Annotated in this window: 16 protein-coding genes; 8 read left to right on the top strand and 8 right to left on the bottom strand. The window is 70.9% G+C overall.

Annotated elements, in window-relative coordinates; translation table 11 throughout:
* Position 1 precedes the first annotated feature (1 nt).
* On the top strand, positions 2 to 1,198 hold the full coding sequence (locus BJ998_RS14635; RefSeq protein WP_184862090.1) for a hypothetical protein: 1,197 nt from the start codon (positions 2 to 4) through the stop codon (positions 1,196 to 1,198).
* 238 nt (positions 1,199 to 1,436) lie between these two features.
* Positions 1,437 to 2,594: a cystathionine gamma-synthase gene (locus BJ998_RS14630; RefSeq protein WP_184862088.1), complete on the top strand. Its 1,158-nt coding sequence runs from the start codon at positions 1,437 to 1,439 to the stop codon at positions 2,592 to 2,594.
* Between the two features lie 66 nt (positions 2,595 to 2,660).
* Here BJ998_RS14630 and BJ998_RS14625 read toward each other — a convergent pair whose 3' ends face one another.
* Entirely contained in the window at positions 2,661 to 2,882 is a 222-nt protein-coding gene (locus BJ998_RS14625; RefSeq protein ID WP_184862086.1) for a hypothetical protein, read from the bottom strand.
* Between the two features lie 159 nt (positions 2,883 to 3,041).
* Between BJ998_RS14625 and ilvA the strand changes: the two genes are divergently transcribed.
* Positions 3,042 to 4,247, top strand: a complete 1,206-nt coding sequence (ilvA, locus tag BJ998_RS14620) for a threonine ammonia-lyase (protein ID WP_184862084.1) — start codon at positions 3,042 to 3,044, stop codon at positions 4,245 to 4,247.
* A gap of 207 nt (positions 4,248 to 4,454) precedes the next feature.
* Here ilvA and hppD read toward each other — a convergent pair whose 3' ends face one another.
* Positions 4,455 to 5,636, bottom strand: a complete 1,182-nt coding sequence (gene hppD / locus BJ998_RS14615; RefSeq protein ID WP_184862082.1) for a 4-hydroxyphenylpyruvate dioxygenase — start codon at positions 5,634 to 5,636, stop codon at positions 4,455 to 4,457.
* Between the two features lie 144 nt (positions 5,637 to 5,780).
* Between hppD and BJ998_RS14610 the strand changes: the two genes are divergently transcribed.
* On the top strand, positions 5,781 to 6,275 hold the full coding sequence (locus BJ998_RS14610) for an Lrp/AsnC family transcriptional regulator (protein ID WP_184862080.1): 495 nt from the start codon (positions 5,781 to 5,783) through the stop codon (positions 6,273 to 6,275).
* A gap of 28 nt (positions 6,276 to 6,303) precedes the next feature.
* Here the strand turns inward: BJ998_RS14610 and greA are convergent, their stop codons facing one another.
* Entirely contained in the window at positions 6,304 to 6,825 is a 522-nt protein-coding gene (greA, locus tag BJ998_RS14605; RefSeq protein ID WP_221338737.1) for a transcription elongation factor GreA, read from the bottom strand.
* A 188-nt stretch (positions 6,826 to 7,013) separates the two neighbouring features.
* Positions 7,014 to 7,439, bottom strand: a complete 426-nt coding sequence (locus BJ998_RS14600) for a DUF4307 domain-containing protein (RefSeq protein WP_184862078.1) — start codon at positions 7,437 to 7,439, stop codon at positions 7,014 to 7,016.
* A gap of 120 nt (positions 7,440 to 7,559) precedes the next feature.
* Between BJ998_RS14600 and mca the strand changes: the two genes are divergently transcribed.
* From mca to BJ998_RS14580, 4 genes are all read left to right on the top strand, one after another.
* A complete protein-coding gene (mca, locus tag BJ998_RS14595) occupies positions 7,560 to 8,441 on the top strand; it encodes a mycothiol conjugate amidase Mca (RefSeq protein ID WP_184862076.1) in 882 nt (293 codons plus the stop codon).
* A gap of 20 nt (positions 8,442 to 8,461) precedes the next feature.
* A complete protein-coding gene (locus BJ998_RS14590; RefSeq protein WP_376775997.1) occupies positions 8,462 to 8,683 on the top strand; it encodes a hypothetical protein in 222 nt (73 codons plus the stop codon).
* Positions 8,684 to 9,292, top strand: coding sequence for a sucrose phosphorylase domain-containing protein (locus BJ998_RS14585; protein WP_184862074.1), 609 nt, complete (start codon positions 8,684 to 8,686; stop codon positions 9,290 to 9,292).
* Positions 9,293 to 9,368: 76 nt separating this feature from the next.
* Positions 9,369 to 9,734: a hypothetical protein gene (locus tag BJ998_RS14580; protein ID WP_184862072.1), complete on the top strand. Its 366-nt coding sequence runs from the start codon at positions 9,369 to 9,371 to the stop codon at positions 9,732 to 9,734.
* A gap of 48 nt (positions 9,735 to 9,782) precedes the next feature.
* Here BJ998_RS14580 and BJ998_RS46565 read toward each other — a convergent pair whose 3' ends face one another.
* From BJ998_RS46565 to BJ998_RS14565, 4 genes are read right to left on the bottom strand one after another with little or no spacing between them, the layout of a single operon-like run.
* Positions 9,783 to 10,538, bottom strand: coding sequence for a nucleotidyltransferase domain-containing protein (locus tag BJ998_RS46565; protein ID WP_221338013.1), 756 nt, complete (start codon positions 10,536 to 10,538; stop codon positions 9,783 to 9,785).
* Entirely contained in the window at positions 10,535 to 11,206 is a 672-nt protein-coding gene (locus tag BJ998_RS46560; protein WP_221338012.1) for a nucleotidyltransferase domain-containing protein, read from the bottom strand. The genes BJ998_RS46565 and BJ998_RS46560 overlap by 4 nt, the downstream gene beginning before the upstream one ends.
* On the bottom strand, positions 11,207 to 13,687 hold the full coding sequence (locus BJ998_RS14570) for a polynucleotide kinase-phosphatase (RefSeq protein WP_184862070.1): 2,481 nt from the start codon (positions 13,685 to 13,687) through the stop codon (positions 11,207 to 11,209).
* Complete coding sequence (locus BJ998_RS14565; RefSeq protein ID WP_184862068.1) at positions 13,684 to 15,033, bottom strand: 3' terminal RNA ribose 2'-O-methyltransferase Hen1; 1,350 nt, start codon at positions 15,031 to 15,033, stop codon at positions 13,684 to 13,686. Before BJ998_RS14565 ends, BJ998_RS14570 begins: the two co-directional genes overlap by 4 nt.
* Positions 15,034 to 15,100: the final 67 nt, after the last annotated feature.

Genomic DNA, 15,100 nt, shown 5'->3' with positions numbered 1-15,100 from the left:
GATGAGTGATCCACAGCCGCCGGAGACCGGTGACTCCGCGGTGAACCCGGAGGCCACGCAGGTGGTCGGGGCGGGATCCCAGCCCCCTGCCGGCAGCCCGGCGGACGCCAACGCCACCCAGGTGGTGCGTCCCGGCGACCTGTCGTCACCGAGCGCGACAACGCCACCGCCGCCGCCCGCCGACTCCACCCAGGTGGTGCCGCCCGGCCAGCAGCCGCCGGCCGGGCCGGTCTACAGCCCGCCCGGCTACGCCAACCCGCCCAGCGGCCCGATGCCGGTGCAGCCGGCCACGCCGTCGTTCGGGCAGCAGCCGACGCCGAGCCCGTTCGGCCAGCAGCCGCAGCCCTTCGGCGCCCCCGGCAGCGGTGGCTTCCCGCAGCAGCCGGGCCAGCCGCCGATGCCGGGCCAGCCCGGGGCCCCGGGGCAGTTCGGCCAGCAGCCGTTCGGCGCGCCGCAGCAGCCGGCGTGGGCGACCCAGCAGGCCCCGGGCGGCTTCGGCGCCCAGCCGATGGGCGGCGGCGCCGCGGGCGGCAGCGCGAACACGCTGCCGATCGCGATGTGGGTGACGATCGGCCTGATGGCCATCGGCCTGATCTCCGGCATCATCTCGCTGATCGGTTTGCTGAGCCTGCGGTACAGCGCCGGCATCCTGTTCATCGGCCCGATCATCGGACTGGTGATCGCGCTGGGCGCGGGCGCGTGTGCGTGGTTCGCCGGCCAGGGCGCCAACTGGGGCCGGATCGTGCTCAGCGTGTTCTTCGGGCTGGGCGTCATCAGCGCTCTGCTGCAGGTCGGGCGCAGCCCGGTGGTCTCGCTGATCGAGATCGTGCTGTTCATCGGCCTGCTCGTGCTGTGGTGGATGCCGTCGACCAGCGCCAACATGGCCGCCAAGCGTGGCGCGGCCCCGCAGGCCGCCGGCGGTTACGGCCAGTACGGGCAGCCGTTCGGCCAGCCGCCCTTCGGTCAGCAGCCCCAGCAGCAGTTCGGTCAGCCGCAGCAGCAGTTCGGCCAGCCCCAGTTCGGCCAGCCGCAGCCGGGCCAGCCCTACGGTCAGCCGCAGCAGCCGCCGACCGGTGGTTTCGGCCAGCCCCCGCAGCAGCAGTTCGGCCAGCCCTCGCCCTACGGCCAGCCGCCGCAGCAGCCCGGCTTCGGGCAGCCGCCGCAGCCGGGCCAGCAGCCCGGCCCGTACGGCCCCTGAGGTCACCCGTTCCGGACGCCGCCGGGAGGTTCCACTGTGAACCTCCCGGCGGCGTTCTGTTGTGAGAGGACTCGGCAATCCGATACTCACTCGGGTTCGCGCCGGACGGGTGCTGGCGATCGTCTTGATCGTGCTGGCCTCGGCCCCCGTGACCGGCGGCTACCTACGTGCGAAGGGGCCCGGTGGCGGTCGTCACCGGCCTCTCGGGCCGGCCGGTTTCGCAACGTAGGCTCTGTACATGACGGACAGCACCGCCCGACACGGTTTCGAGACCAGGGCGATTCACGCCGGGCAGGAGCCTGACCCGCACACCGGCTCGGTCATCGTGCCCATCTACCAGACCTCCACGTTCGCCCAGGACGGCGTCGGCGGGCTGCGGGCCGGCGGCTACGAGTACTCGCGTACCGCCAACCCCACCCGCAGCGCGCTCGAGGAGTGCCTCGCGTCACTGGAGGGCGGCCGGCACGGGCTGGCCTTCGCGTCCGGCATGGCCGCGTCCGACATCACGCTGCGCGCGCTGGTCCGCCCCGGCGACCACGTGATCATCCCGGACGACGCGTACGGCGGCACCTTCCGCCTCGTGGACAAGGTGCTCAGCCAGTGGGGCGTCGAGCACACGCCGGTGCATCTGTCCGATGTGGACGCCGTCCGGGCCGCGGTTCGCCCGGAGACCAAGGCGATCTGGGTGGAGACGCCCACCAACCCGCTGCTGGGCATCGCCGACATCGCCGCGCTGGCCGGCATCGCGCACGACGCCGAGGCTCGGCTGGTGGTGGACAACACCTTCGCCACCCCGTACCTGCAGTCGCCGCTGGGCCTCGGCGCCGACATCGTGCTGCACTCCACCACGAAGTACCTCGGCGGGCACTCCGATGTGGTCGGTGGCGCGCTGGTCACCTCCGACGACGAGCTGCACGAGAAGTTCGCCTTCCTGCGCAACGCCGCCGGCTCGGTGCCCGGCCCGTTCGACTCGTGGCTGACGCTGCGCGGCCTCAAGACGCTGGCGGTGCGCATGGACCGGCACAGCGACAACGCCGAGCGCGTGGTGGAGGCGCTGGTCAACCACCCGAAGGTGACCAGGGTGTACTACCCGGGCCTGGTCGAGCACGCCGGTCACGAGGTCGCCGCCAAGCAGATGCGCCGGTTCGGCGGCATGGTGTCGTTCACCGTCGCCGGCGGCGAGCAGGCCGCGCTGGACGTGTGCGCCCGCACCAAGCTGTTCACGCTGGCCGAGTCGCTCGGCGGCATCGAGTCGCTGATCGAGCACCCCGGCAAGATGACCCACGCCAGCACCGCGGGCTCGGCCCTGCAGGTGCCGGACGACCTCGTCCGCCTGTCGGTCGGCATCGAGTCCGCCGACGACCTGGTCGAGGACCTGCTGGCCGCCCTGGCCTAGACGTTCGGAAGGGGGCATTCCTGGCGCCCAACGCCAGGAATGCCCCCTTCCGAACAGAGCTTGCCGTCAGGGACGGAGGCCGGTCGCGGCGTCTTTGGCGCCGGGGAAGTCCTGCTTGTCGACGCAGCTGCCGACGAGTTCCACCACGTTGCCGTTGACCACGTAGTGCCCGGCGTCGGCGCAGCCGGCCTGCGACACGGTGAACACGGCTGCCCCAGCCAGTGCCGCGGCGGACGCCACCGCCCCGATCAGCGGCAGCACCCCGGCGATGCGGGCCACGCGTGCCATGCCACCTCCACGATGTCCACGTCCCGGCGTAGTTGTCCTCTACGTGCCGATGACCGCGCGTGGTTCAGTGGTCACCGTCGCCGGGTGAGAATGCGTCAAGCGTACCCGTAACGGGCCGCCGGTGTGGCAGCCGACAGCACACTGGCAGGATCGGGTGCCATGGAGCTGGTCAGCGTCGAGCGGGTGCACGCGGCCCGGAAGCTGCTCTCGACCGTGGTGCGGCAGACGCCGATGGAGCATTCCCGGGTGCTCGGCGACATCCACGGCGGCGAGGTGTACCTCAAGCTGGAGAACCTCCAGCGCACTGGATCGTTCAAGATTCGTGGCGCCTACGTGCGCATGCACGGCCTCGATGCCGAGGAACGCTCGCGCGGCGTGGTCGCGGCCAGCGCCGGCAACCACGCCCAGGGCGTCGCCCTCGGCGCCTCGCTGCTCGGCATTCCCGCGACGGTGTTCATGCCGCGCCGGGCCCCGCTGCCGAAGCTGGCGGCGACCCGCGGCTACGGCGCCGACGTGAAGCTGACCGGCGAGTCCTTCGACGAGACGCTGGCCGCCTCGATCGTCTTCGCGCAGCGCACCGGGGCGGTGTTCATCCACCCGTTCGACCACCCTGACGTGATCGCCGGCCAGGGCACGATCGGCCTGGAGATCCTGGACCAGCTGCCCAACGTCGGCACGGTACTGCTGGCCGCGGGCGGCGGCGGGCTGGTCGGCGGCGTCGCCGCGGCGATCAAGGCCACCCGGCCGGACGTGAAGGTCGTCGCCGTGCAGGCGGAGAACGCCGCCGCGCTGCCGGAGTCACTGAGCACCGGCTCGCCGGTGAAGCTTCCGGGCGTGCGCACGATGGCCGACGGCATCGCCGTCGCCAAGCCCGGCGCGCTGACCTACCGGCACGTCCGCGACCTGGTCGACGACGTCGTCACCGTCACCGAGGACTCGCTGGCCCGGGCGGTGCTGCTGTGCATGGAACGGGCCAAGCAGGTCGTCGAGCCGGCCGGCGCGGCCACCGTCGCCGCGCTCATGCAGCATCCCGGCCGGTTCGAGGGGCCGGTCGTCGCCGTCCTGTCCGGCGGCAACGTGGATCCGCTGCTGCTACTGCAAATCATCCAGCACGGCATGCGCGCCGCCGGCCGCTACCTCGCGCTGCGCCTGCGCATCGACGACAAGCCCGGCAGCCTGGCCGGCCTGCTCACCATGCTCGGCGACCTCGGCGTGAACGTGCTGGACGTGGAGCACACCCGGATGTCCGACGAGCTCCGGCTGGGCGAGGCCGAGGTCTCCCTCAACCTGGAGACCCGCGGCGTCGACCACTGCGCCGAACTCGTCACCGCCCTGCGCAGTGCGGGTTTCACCGTCCTTCGCTGACGGCGCCCCTCTTTCCTCTACGTGAGTGGTTCACGTGCGTTTCGAAGCGCACATGAGCCACTCACGTGTGTTTCGGAGCCCACGTGAGTGGCTCGCGTGTGTTTCGGAGCCCACGTGAGTGGCTCGCGTGTGTTTCGGAGCCCACGTGAGTGGCTCGCGTGCGTTTCGGAGCCCACGTGAGTGGCTCACGTGGGCTCCGAAGCGGCGTCACAGGTTGCCGCGGCGTTCCTGCTCGCGCTCGATCGCCTCGAACAGGGCCTTGAAGTTGCCCTTGCCGAAGCCCAGCGAGCCGTGCCGCTCGATCAGTTCGTAGAACACGGTCGGCCGGTCGCCGATGGGCGCGGTGAAGATCTGCAGCAGGTAGCCGTCCTCGTCCCGGTCGACCAGGATCCGGTGCTGCTTGAGCACCTCGATGGGCAGCCGCACCTCGCCGATCCGGGCCCGCAGTTCCGGGTCGTCGTAGTAGGAGTCCGGGGTGTCCAGGAACTCGACGCCGGCGTCGCGCATCGCGGTCACGGTGGCGATGATGTCGTTGGTGGCCAGCGCGATGTGCTGGCAGCCGGCGCCGTCGTAGAACTCCAGGTACTCGTCGATCTGCGACTTGCGCTTGGCGATGGCCGGCTCGTTGAGCGGGAACTTCACGCGGTGGTTGCCGTTGGACACCACCTTGCTCATCAGCGCCGAGTAGTCGGTGGCGATGTCGTCGCCGATGAACTCCGCCATGTTCACGAAGCCCATCACCCGGTTGTAGAACTCGACCCAGTAGTCCATGCGTCCGAGCTCGACGTTGCCGACGCAGTGGTCGATGGCCTGGAACAGCCGCTTCGGCGCGCCCTCGGGCCGCTTCACGGTGCTGGTCCTGGCCACGTAGCCGGGCAGGTAGGGGCCGTTGTAGCGGGAGCGGTCGATCAGGGTGTGCCGGGTCTCGCCGTACGCGGCGATGGCGGCGCGGCGGATCGTGCCGTGCTCGTCGGAGACGTCGTGCGGCTCCTCCAGCACGGTCGCGCCCTGGGCGCGGGCGTGCGAGATGCACTGGTCGACGTCGCCGACCTCCAGCGCCAGGTCGACCACGCCGTCGCCGTGCTTGCGGTGGTGGTCGAGCAGCGGGCTGGTCGGCGACACGCCGCCGTTGATCACGAAGCGGGCCGAGCCGGACTTCAGCACGAACGACTTGTGGTCGCGGTTGCCGGTCTCCGGGCCGGAGTAGGCGACCAGCTGCATGCCGAAGGCCACCTGGTAGAACCACGCGGTCTGGGTGGCGTTGCCGGCCACGAACACGACCGCGTCCATCGCCTTGACCGGGAACGGGTCCTTCGACGCGTCGTAGTCGACCAGCCCGACCAGCTGCCTGAGCGATTCGAAGCTGACGTCGTCCAACATCTCGGTCATGGCGGAACCCTCCCCGTGGCGGTGTGCAATCAGCTAGCCGAAGGATCCTTCGCGACGACATCGTGCGCAACAGCCGGTGATTTCACTGGACATGATGTCCAGTCAACCGTGGATATCGCCGGCAGAACTGGGCAGACTGACCAGATGGACCGGGAACCGATGGACGCGCTCGACGCGAGGCTGTTGCTGCTGCTCACCGACGAGCCCCGGCTGGGGGTGCTGGAATGTTCGCGCCGACTGGGCGTGGCCCGCGGCACCGTGCAGGCCCGGCTGGATCGGCTGGCCGAGCGGGGCATCCTGCGCGGCTTCCCGCCCGCGGTCGACCTGGCCGCGATGGGCTACGGGCTGACGGCGTTCGCGGTGCTGGAGATCGCCCAGGGGCGCCGCTCCGAGGTGGCGGCGCAGCTGGCCGCCATCGACGAGGTCTGCGAGGTGCACGCCACCACGGGGCAGGGCGACCTGCACGTGCGCATGGTCGCGCGGTCCAACGACGACCTGCAGCGGGTCGTGGACGAGGTGGTCGCGGTGCCGGGCGTGCAGCGGACGTCGACGGCGATCGCGCTGTCCACGCCGATCGAGCCGCGGGTCCGGCCGCTGCTGCAGCGGGTCGCGAACGAGCAAAAGCCCTGGTCACCGTGAGCGGCGACCAGGGCGGCAAGGCCGTGGCTCAGCCGGTGTAGGGCACCGCCTTGACCAGCGTGACCTTCATGTTCTTGCCGTTGGGCAGCTCGTACTCCCGGGTCTCGCCCTCCTTGGCGCCCAGCAGCGCGCGGCCGATCGGGGACGCAGGCGAGAACACCTCCAGGGGACCCTCCGCGCCCTCCTCGCGGGTGGCCAGCAGGAACTGCTCGGTGTCCTCGTCGTCCTCGTAACGGACGGTGAGCACCTTGCCGGGCTCGGCGGTGCCGTCGTTGGCGGGCGCCTCGCCCACCTTGGCGGCGCGCAGCAGCTCCTGCAGCTGACGGATCCGGCCCTCCTGCTTGCCCTGCTCCTCGCGGGCGGCGTGGTACCCGCCGTTCTCCCTGAGGTCGCCTTCCTCACGCCGAGCGTTGATCTCGGCGGCAATGACCGGGCGGTTCGCGATCAGCTCGTCAAGCTCGTGCTTGAGCCGGTCGTAGGATTCCTGGGTCAGCCAGGTCACCTGGGTCTCGCTCACGGTCACCAACTCCTCGTCGTACTCCGGGCCCATGTCGGACACGCGGGCACCGACATGCCAATGGCATGCCGGGAACTTCCGGGCCGTGAGGCCCGGAACGGAAAAACACGGCCCGTGGAAAGGGGCCGTGCTGTCGAACGATTCTAGCACGCCGCCAGTGCCCGGCGTCGGAATTTTCGCAGGTCCACGACTGCTTGCGGGCCGGTTCACCCGCTTGGCGGCTAGTTGTTCTTCAGGTAAGGGGGCACCTGGTACGAGCAGCCGTACACCTCCACGATCACTGCTCGTTTCGAGGTGTGCACCACCGTGTCGACCGTGCGTTGGGCGCCGCCCGCGGGCACGTAGACCTCACGGACGCCGGCCTCGTCGCCGTCGCCGGCGCGGGCCCGGACGATGCAGTCGGCCGGTTTGGACGGGTCGTCGCGGGTGACGGTGAAGCCGAACCTGACCGAGCCGTCGTCGACGACGGTGTACCGGGCGGCCTCGGTCGTGATCGGGCCGTCGCCCAGGTTGACGTACGCCACGTAGGCCACCACCAGGCCGGCCACGACGAACACGCCGAGTAATGCCCAGTACGCCCAGCGCGGGCCACGACGCTTGTCCCGGGAGCCGTAGCGGCCGGCCGGGAGCTCACGCTGTGTGACCATGTCGCCTCCTCGCTCGGGACTGTCGGACCCCTTTGGAACAATGGCTCTGACCGCCCGGTTGAGTATCCCTGGGCCCCCGGTGAGGCCGGCGGGCAGGGTGGATACGACGATGAGGGGACCATGGCCGAGAAGCTGCGCCTGATGGCAGTGCACGCACACCCCGACGACGAGTCCAGCAAGGGCGCCGCCACAATGGCGCGCTACGTCGCCGAGGGCCACGACGTGATGGTCGTGACCTGCACAGGCGGCGAGCGGGGCAGCATCCTGAACCCGGCCATGGACCGGCCGGACGTGCTGGAGAACATGGCCGAGATCCGGCGCGAGGAGATGGCCACCGCCGCCAAGATCCTCGGCATCCAGCACCGCTGGCTCGGCTACGTCGACTCCGGCCTGCCCGAGGGCGACCCCAAGCCGCCGCTGCCCGAGGGCTGCTTCGCGCTGGTGCCGCTGGAGGAGTCCACCGAGGCGCTGGTCCGGGTGGTCCGCGAGTTCCGGCCGCACGTCATCGTCACCTACGACGAGAACGGCGGCTACCCGCACCCCGACCACATCCGCTGCCACGAGGTCTCCGTCGCGGCCTTCGACGCCGCCGCCGACCCCGACCAGTTCCCCGAGGCCGGCGAGCCCTGGCAGACGTCCAAGCTGTACTACTCGCACGGCTTCTCCCGGGCCAAGCTGGTCGCGTTCCACGAGGCGCTGCTGGCCCGGGGCCTGGAGTCGCCGTACGAGGAGTGGCTGGCCAACTGGGACCCGAACCGCAAGGACAACATGGAGCGGGTCACCACCCAGGTCGACTGCGCCGACTACTTCGAGCAGGGCCTGGCCGCGCTGCGGGCGCACGCCACCCAGATCGATCCCACCTCCCGGTGGTTCGCCGTACCCTTGGACCTGCAGCGCGAGGTGTGGCCGACCGAGGAGTACGAGCTCGTCCGGTCGCTGGTGGACACCACGCTGCCCGAGGACGACCTGTTCGCCGGAGTTCGAGAGAAGGTGCACGTGTGACCGGTCTTCCGGTCCCGGGGGTGGCGCTGGCCGAGACGACCACCGCCACCACCACACCCGCCAACACCGACCAGGGCGGTCAGGGGGAGGACTTCGGCAAGTCCACGCCCGTCGGTTTTGTCGTGCTCATCCTCTTCTTCGTCGCCGTCGCGTTCCTGATCCGGTCGATGACCAAGCACCTCAAGCGGGTGCCGGCCAGTTTCGACCCGCCGGACGAGCCGACGCCGAAGACCGGGGAGTAGGTGGGCGGGTCGGACGTCGCCGCGTGGTACGGGCCTTGGGGGATGGTCAAGCCCGACGACGCGGCGGCGCTGTGTGCCGGCCTCGACGTGCCGTGGTGGATCTGCGGCGGGTGGGCGATCGAGGCGTACGCGGCCGTGCGCCGGGAGCACCGCGACATCGACCTCGGCGTCTTCCGCCGCGACCTGCCGGCCGTGATCGAGCACTTCTCCGCCCGGTTCCACGTATGGGCCTTCGGTGACGGGGCCCTGAAGCCGGTCACCTGGGGCGAGGACCTGCCGTCGTGGGCCGGCCAGCTGTGGATCCGCGAGCACGCGTCCGCGCCGTGGCTGCTGGACATCAAGCTCACCGACGACCGCGACGGCAAGTGGGTCTACCAGCGGGATCCGTCGCTGGCATTGCCGCTGGCCGAGGCGACCTGGGAAGGGCGCGGCATCCGCTACCTGCGGCCCGAGCTGGTGATCCTGTTCAAGGCCCGGGACGCCCTCGCCCGTGACGAGGCCGACCTGGTCGCCACCCTGCCGTGGCTGGACGCCGCCGGGCGGCACCGCTGCGCCGACTTGATCAGCCGCCAGCACCCCGACCACCCGTGGCTCAAGCTGCTCGGCTGATACGCGCTCGGGCGTACGTACGGGTGTCGCCTCCGGGCCGACGCGGTTCGCGGGCGTTGCGGGGAGGCTTGGCCGCATGCCACGGGGATTCGGTTACCTGATGATCGTCGAGGCCGCCACCTTCCTGGTCGCGTCCTTGCTGCACCTCACCGTCGAGTGGGAGCCGGGCGCCGCCGGGCCCGAGGCCCTGATCGGCGTGGTCATGGCCGTCGGCGCCTTCTTCGCGCTGCGCGGCCGCCGCGCGGTGGCGTTGTGGACCAGCGGTTTCGCCGCCTTCGGCACCGTCGTCGGCATCACCGCCATCAGCAGCGGCCCCGGCCCCAAGTCGGTGCCCGACCTCACCTACCACGGGCTGATCCTGACCACGTTGATCGTCAGCATCGTCCTGATGGCCCGCACCCGACCCCGGCGAGTCCCGCCGAGCGTCACACCGAATGCGTGAATCGGTTTCGCGCTTTCGGTGTGACGGTGAGCGGGACTCGCCGGGGGTTCAGGCTGTGAGTCGGAGTCGGACCACGAAGTCGTGCAGCTGGGGTTCGGCCGAGGGCTGCTCGGGGAGCGTGGACTTCTCCTGCGCGGCGACCAACTCCGCCAGCCACTGCTCGTAGGTCTGCCACAGCTGCTCCGGTGACGGGCCGCCGGTCAGGGTGAGGTGTTCGCCAGCGGCCTTGGCGGCGATGAGCTCGGGCAGGAACGACGGCCCGTCGAGGCTTTCGACCAGCACGGACAGATCCGCCTCGATCACGCCGGTGCGCATGAGGTTGATGCCGGTGAGCAGGGCCCGGAACGTGTAGAGCAGGGGCTTGAGCTCGTTGTTACGGCCGAACAGCTGCCACTGGGTGTGGGCGAAGCCCCGGTAGTGGTGGGCGTGCCGCCGGGTGATGCACCCGGCGGCGTGGCCGGCGAGCTCGGCGTGGGCGTCGGAGGTCTGGACGACCAGCGGGGACAGCAGCTGCTCGAGAACATAACCGTTGGGGCGCAACAGAAGTCGGACGAACTTGAGCAGGTCGTGGGTGACGAGGTCGAGTTCGACCCCGTCCCGCAGCCACATCCGCTCCAGCGTCTCCGGTCCGTGCCGCAGCCCGATCACCTCGTCGGCGGGCAGCAGGTGCACGCCCCGCAGGTCCACGTCGGAGTCGGCGGACGGGAAGCCGTACAGGTGCGCGCCGGACACGGTGGCGAACAGCAGCCGGTACGGCTGTTCGGCGACGACCTCACGCAGCCCGGGAACGTCCACGGCGGTCACAGTTCCTCCAAAGCGGATCTCCGGCGCACCGACACCAGCCAGTCCTCGACGGCGGCGGTGTCGGGCACCGCGGGCAGCGGGGAGCGGAGCACGGCCCGCGCGGTGCGGTCGCGCAGATCCTCCACCCACTTCACGACGTCCTTCCACGGCACGTCGCCTTCGCGCACGGCCAGCAGCTGCGACCGGTGCTCGCCGACCTTGATCACCAGTTCTCCGGTGGTCAGTAGCCGGTCGCACAGGGTCAACAGTCGGATCACGTGCATGACCTGCTTCCACCGAGGCGTGCCGCCGCTGGCCATGGCGGCGGCGGCCCGTGCGAACTGCTGCGCGGTGGCCCGACGGAAGCTGTCGGCGGCCCGCTGGGACAGCAGCGCCGGAAGCAGGGCCCGCAGCTCCTCGCCCAGTGGAGTGCACGTCTCGACGAGGTCGGAAGCGAGCACCTCCAGCACGGTGGGGTTGGCCTTCAGCCCCAACGCGAGGAAGTGCTCGACCTCCCAGCTCACCCGTTCCTGCTCCGGCCCGTCCACCGAGGTCGGCGGCTTCTCGAAGGTCCAGAACAGCCGCGTCGGCGGCACGTACACGCCCCGGCGGTCCACATCGGACTCGTCGGTGTCCAGCCCGTACGCGTGCGAGCCGACGATCACGGACAACACGGTGTGCTCGATCATCTACAGCCTCGGATCCACGGGTTCGGACTCCAGCGCCAGCACGGCGAACACGCATTCGTGCACGCGCCACAGCGGCTCGCCGCGGGCCAGCCGCTCCAGTCCCTCGATGCCCAGCGCGTACTCCCGTGCCGCCAGCGACCGCTTGGCCGCGAGGCCACGCTGCCGCAGCCGGTCGATGTTGCCCGGCTCGGTGTAGTCGGGCCCGTAGATGATCCGCAGGTACTCCCGCCCGCGCACCTTCAGCCCCGGCTGCACCAGCCCGCGCCGGCCGCGCGTCAGGTTGGCCATCGGCTTGACGACCATGCCCTCGCCGCCGGCCGCGGTCAGCTCCTCCCACCAGCGCACGCCGGCCCTGACCGACTCGGGGTCGGTCGTGTCCACGGTCAGGTTTGCCGTGCTGGCGAACAACTCCGGGTCGGCGGCGGAGAGCTGGTCGGCCAGTGCGAGGTGCCAGGAGTGCGGGCGGTCGTGGTACGTGGCCTTCTCCGACGCGAGCAGCTGGAACGGGGCGATCCGCACGCCGTTCAGGCCCTCGGTCGGCCAGCAGTACCGCTCGTACGCCTCGCGGTAGGCGGCGGCGTTCGAGGCCCGGGACTCCGTGCGCGCCAACAGTTCCGTCACGTCAACGCCCCGGTGGGACGCCTCGCGCAGGACGTCGACGGCTGCCGGCAGAGCACCCTGGGCCGCCGCGCCGACCGCCGCGTACTGCTCCCGGATCAACGCGCCCGCCTTGGCGTTCCACGGCAGCAGCTCGCAGTCGAGCAGCAGCCAGTCAGTGTCCAAAGTAGACCAAAGCGCGGCCTTCGCGATGGCAGAACGGATTCGCTCCAGCAGCTGCCCGGTCAGTTCCTCGTCGAAGAACGACCGACCGGTCCGTGTGTGCACGGCACCGCCGTCGCGCGACACCAACACAACGGCCCGTGAGCCCATGTGCTTCTCCTCGCACACGACCCGATCCACGCCGTCGTGCCGGTACCCGGCGAACGCCTCCTCCGGATGCTCCAACACCTCCGGGCGCTGCGACGTCGCCACCGGAGCCATCGTCGGCGGCAGGTACAGCAGCTTCGCCGGCTCGATCGCGAACCGGCTCATCACCTCGATCGCCGCCGCCGCGTTCTCCGCGCGCACGGTCAGCCGGCCGTGGTTGGCCGTCTGCACGGTCCGCTTGCCGATCACGTCGGTGAGGTCCAGCTCGTCCGGCGGCCGCACCGCTTCCACCGGCGCCAACGGCCGCACCGGCTCGTACCAGACCTTTTCCGCCGCAACGGAAACGAGCTCCCGCTCCGGATACCGCAGCGCCGTCAGCCGGCCGCCGAACACACACCCGGTGTCCAGACAGATGGTGTTGTTCACCCACTCGGCGGACGGCACCGGCGTGTGCCCGTACACCACGGTCGCGCTGCCGCGGTAGTCGTTGGCCCACGGATACCGAACCGGCAGTCCGTACTCGTCGGTCTCCCCGGTCGTCTCCCCGTACAGCGCGAAACTGCGCACCCGGCCGGACGCCCGCCCCTGGTACCGCTCCGGCAGCCCGGCGTGCGCCACGACCAGCTTGCCGCCGTCCAGCACGTAGTGCGACACGAGGTCGTAGCAGAACTGCTCGGCCTGCTTGCGGAACTCCTCCGGCTGCTCGGACAGCTGCGCCAGCGACTCCGCCAGCCCGTGCGTCACCTGCACGTTGCGCCCGCGCAGGGCCCGGACCAGCTTGTTCTCGTGGTTTCCGGCCACGCACAGCGCCGTGCCGGCGGCGACCATGTTCATCACCAGCCGCAGCACGCCCGGCGTGTCCGGTCCACGATCCACGAGGTCGCCGACGAACACCGCGCGGCGCCCCGCCGGGTGCGACGCGAAGTCGCCTTCGACGTGATATCCCAGCCGTGCCAGCAGTTCCGTCAGCTCGGCGCGGCAGCCGTGCACGTCGCCGATGATGTCGAACGGCCCGGTCTCGCCGCGCCGGTCGTTGACCAGCGGCTCGCGGCGGATCGTCACGGCCTCGACCTCCTCGACCGTGCGCAGCACGTGCACGCGGCGGAAGCCCTCCTTCTCCAGGAAGCGCAGCGACCGGCGCAGGTCGTTGCGCTGCCGCCGGATCACGTGCACACCGAAGTCTCGGTCCGGCCGGGCCTCGTTGCGCTGGAAGCACACGGACTCCGGCAGGTCCAGCACGACGGCGACCGGCAGCACGTCGTGTTCGCGGGCCAGCCGCACCAGCGACGCCCGCCCCTCGCGCTGCACGTTGGTCGCGTCCACGACGGTCAGCCGGCCGTTGTGCAGCCGCTTGCCGGCGATGTAGTGCAGCACGTCGAACGCGTCGCCGGTGGCCGACTGGTCGTTGTCGTCGTCGGACACCAGGCCGCGGCAGTGATCACTGGAGATCACCTCGGTCGGCCGGAAGTGCTTGCGGGCGAAGGTGGACTTGCCCGAGCCGGAGGCGCCGACCAGCGCGACCAGCGACAGCTGCGGGATGACGAGCTCGGTCATGACGCCTCCTCCTCCCGGCTGAAGACGGCCATCTGCGTCGGCGGACCCAGCTCCGGGTCCGGCTCTCCGACGGGAAGGTACTGGACGCGGTAACCATGCTGGGCGGCAACGGCTTCCGCCCACGCCGCGAACTGCGCCCGGGTCCACTCGAACCGGTGGTCCGGATGGCGGAAAGCGCCCGCCGCCAGGCCCTCGTACCGCACGTTGTACTCGACGTTCGGGGTAGTGACGATCACTGTCCGCGGTTTCGCCGCGCCGAACACCGACCGCTCCAGCGCCGGCAGCCGCGGCGGGTCGAGGTGCTCGACGACCTCCATCAGCACCGCCGCGTCGTAACCGGCCAGCTCCGCGTCCTTGTACGTCAACGCCGACTGCCGCAGGGTGACGCGCCGCAGCTCCCGGTCGTTGAGCCGGTCGGCAGCCGTGCGCAGCGCCGCCGTCGACACGTCCACACCGAGGATCTCCTCGAACTGCGGGTCCTTGACCAGCAGACGCAGCAGCGCCCCGGGCCCACAGCCGAGGTCGACCACGCGCCGGGCCCCGGACTGCCGCAGCGCCGCCAGCACGGCAGCGCGCCGCAGCTCCGCGAGGGACTCTCGGCGCAGTGTCGATTTTTCCGGACCGGGTTCGGCGTCCTCCGGGTCGAACTCGTCCACCTCGCCCAGCCGCTCCAGCGCCGATCGGACGTAACCCCGCTGGTGCGCAAGGTATCGGCGGCTGATCAGCTCCCGCTCCGGGTGCGCGGCCAGCCAGCCCTCGCCGGCCCGCAGCAGCTTGTCGACCTCGTCGTGGGACACCCAGTAGTGTTTTGCGTCGTCGAGCACGGGCAGCAGCACGTACAGGTGGTTCAGCGCGTCGGCCAGCCGCAGCGTGCCGGCCAGCCTCAGGTCGACGTAGCGGGAGCTTTCGATCTGCTCAACGCCCACGGCCCAGCCCAGCGGCTCGAACAGCCGCCGCACGAGATCCGCGCCGCCGCGCGCCGGTACCACCGGCAGGTGCACGCTGAGCGGGATCTCCCGCCCCGGCAGCTCCGGCTTCACGTCGCAGCGGCCGTTCATGGCCGTCCGGAATACCGACCCCAGCGCCACCGCCAGCATCGAACTGGCGGCGTACGGCCGGTCGTTGACGTACTGGAACAGCCCCTGACCTCGGTCGCCACGAACCAGCGCGATCGGGTCGACCTCCAGCAGCAGCGCCGCGGTGCACTCGGCGTCGGTGGCGCGTGGGTAGAACACGTGCGCGGAACCCGCGGACACGGGGAACGTCTGCGCCTTGTCCGGGTGCTTGTGCAGGAGGAAGCCCAGGTCAGTGGCCTGCGGCATGGTGGTGGTCAGGGTCAGGAGCACACGCGCCAGTGTCCCGGATGGTCACGGGGACGCGCATGTGGATTCTCGGAGTGGCAGGCTGGGGCGC

The sequence above is a fragment of the Kutzneria kofuensis genome, from assembly GCF_014203355.1.
Lineage (GTDB): Bacteria > Actinomycetota > Actinomycetes > Mycobacteriales > Pseudonocardiaceae > Kutzneria > Kutzneria kofuensis.
Note: the sequence above shows the minus strand (reverse complement) of the source record. Positions and strands in the feature narration are given on the sequence as shown.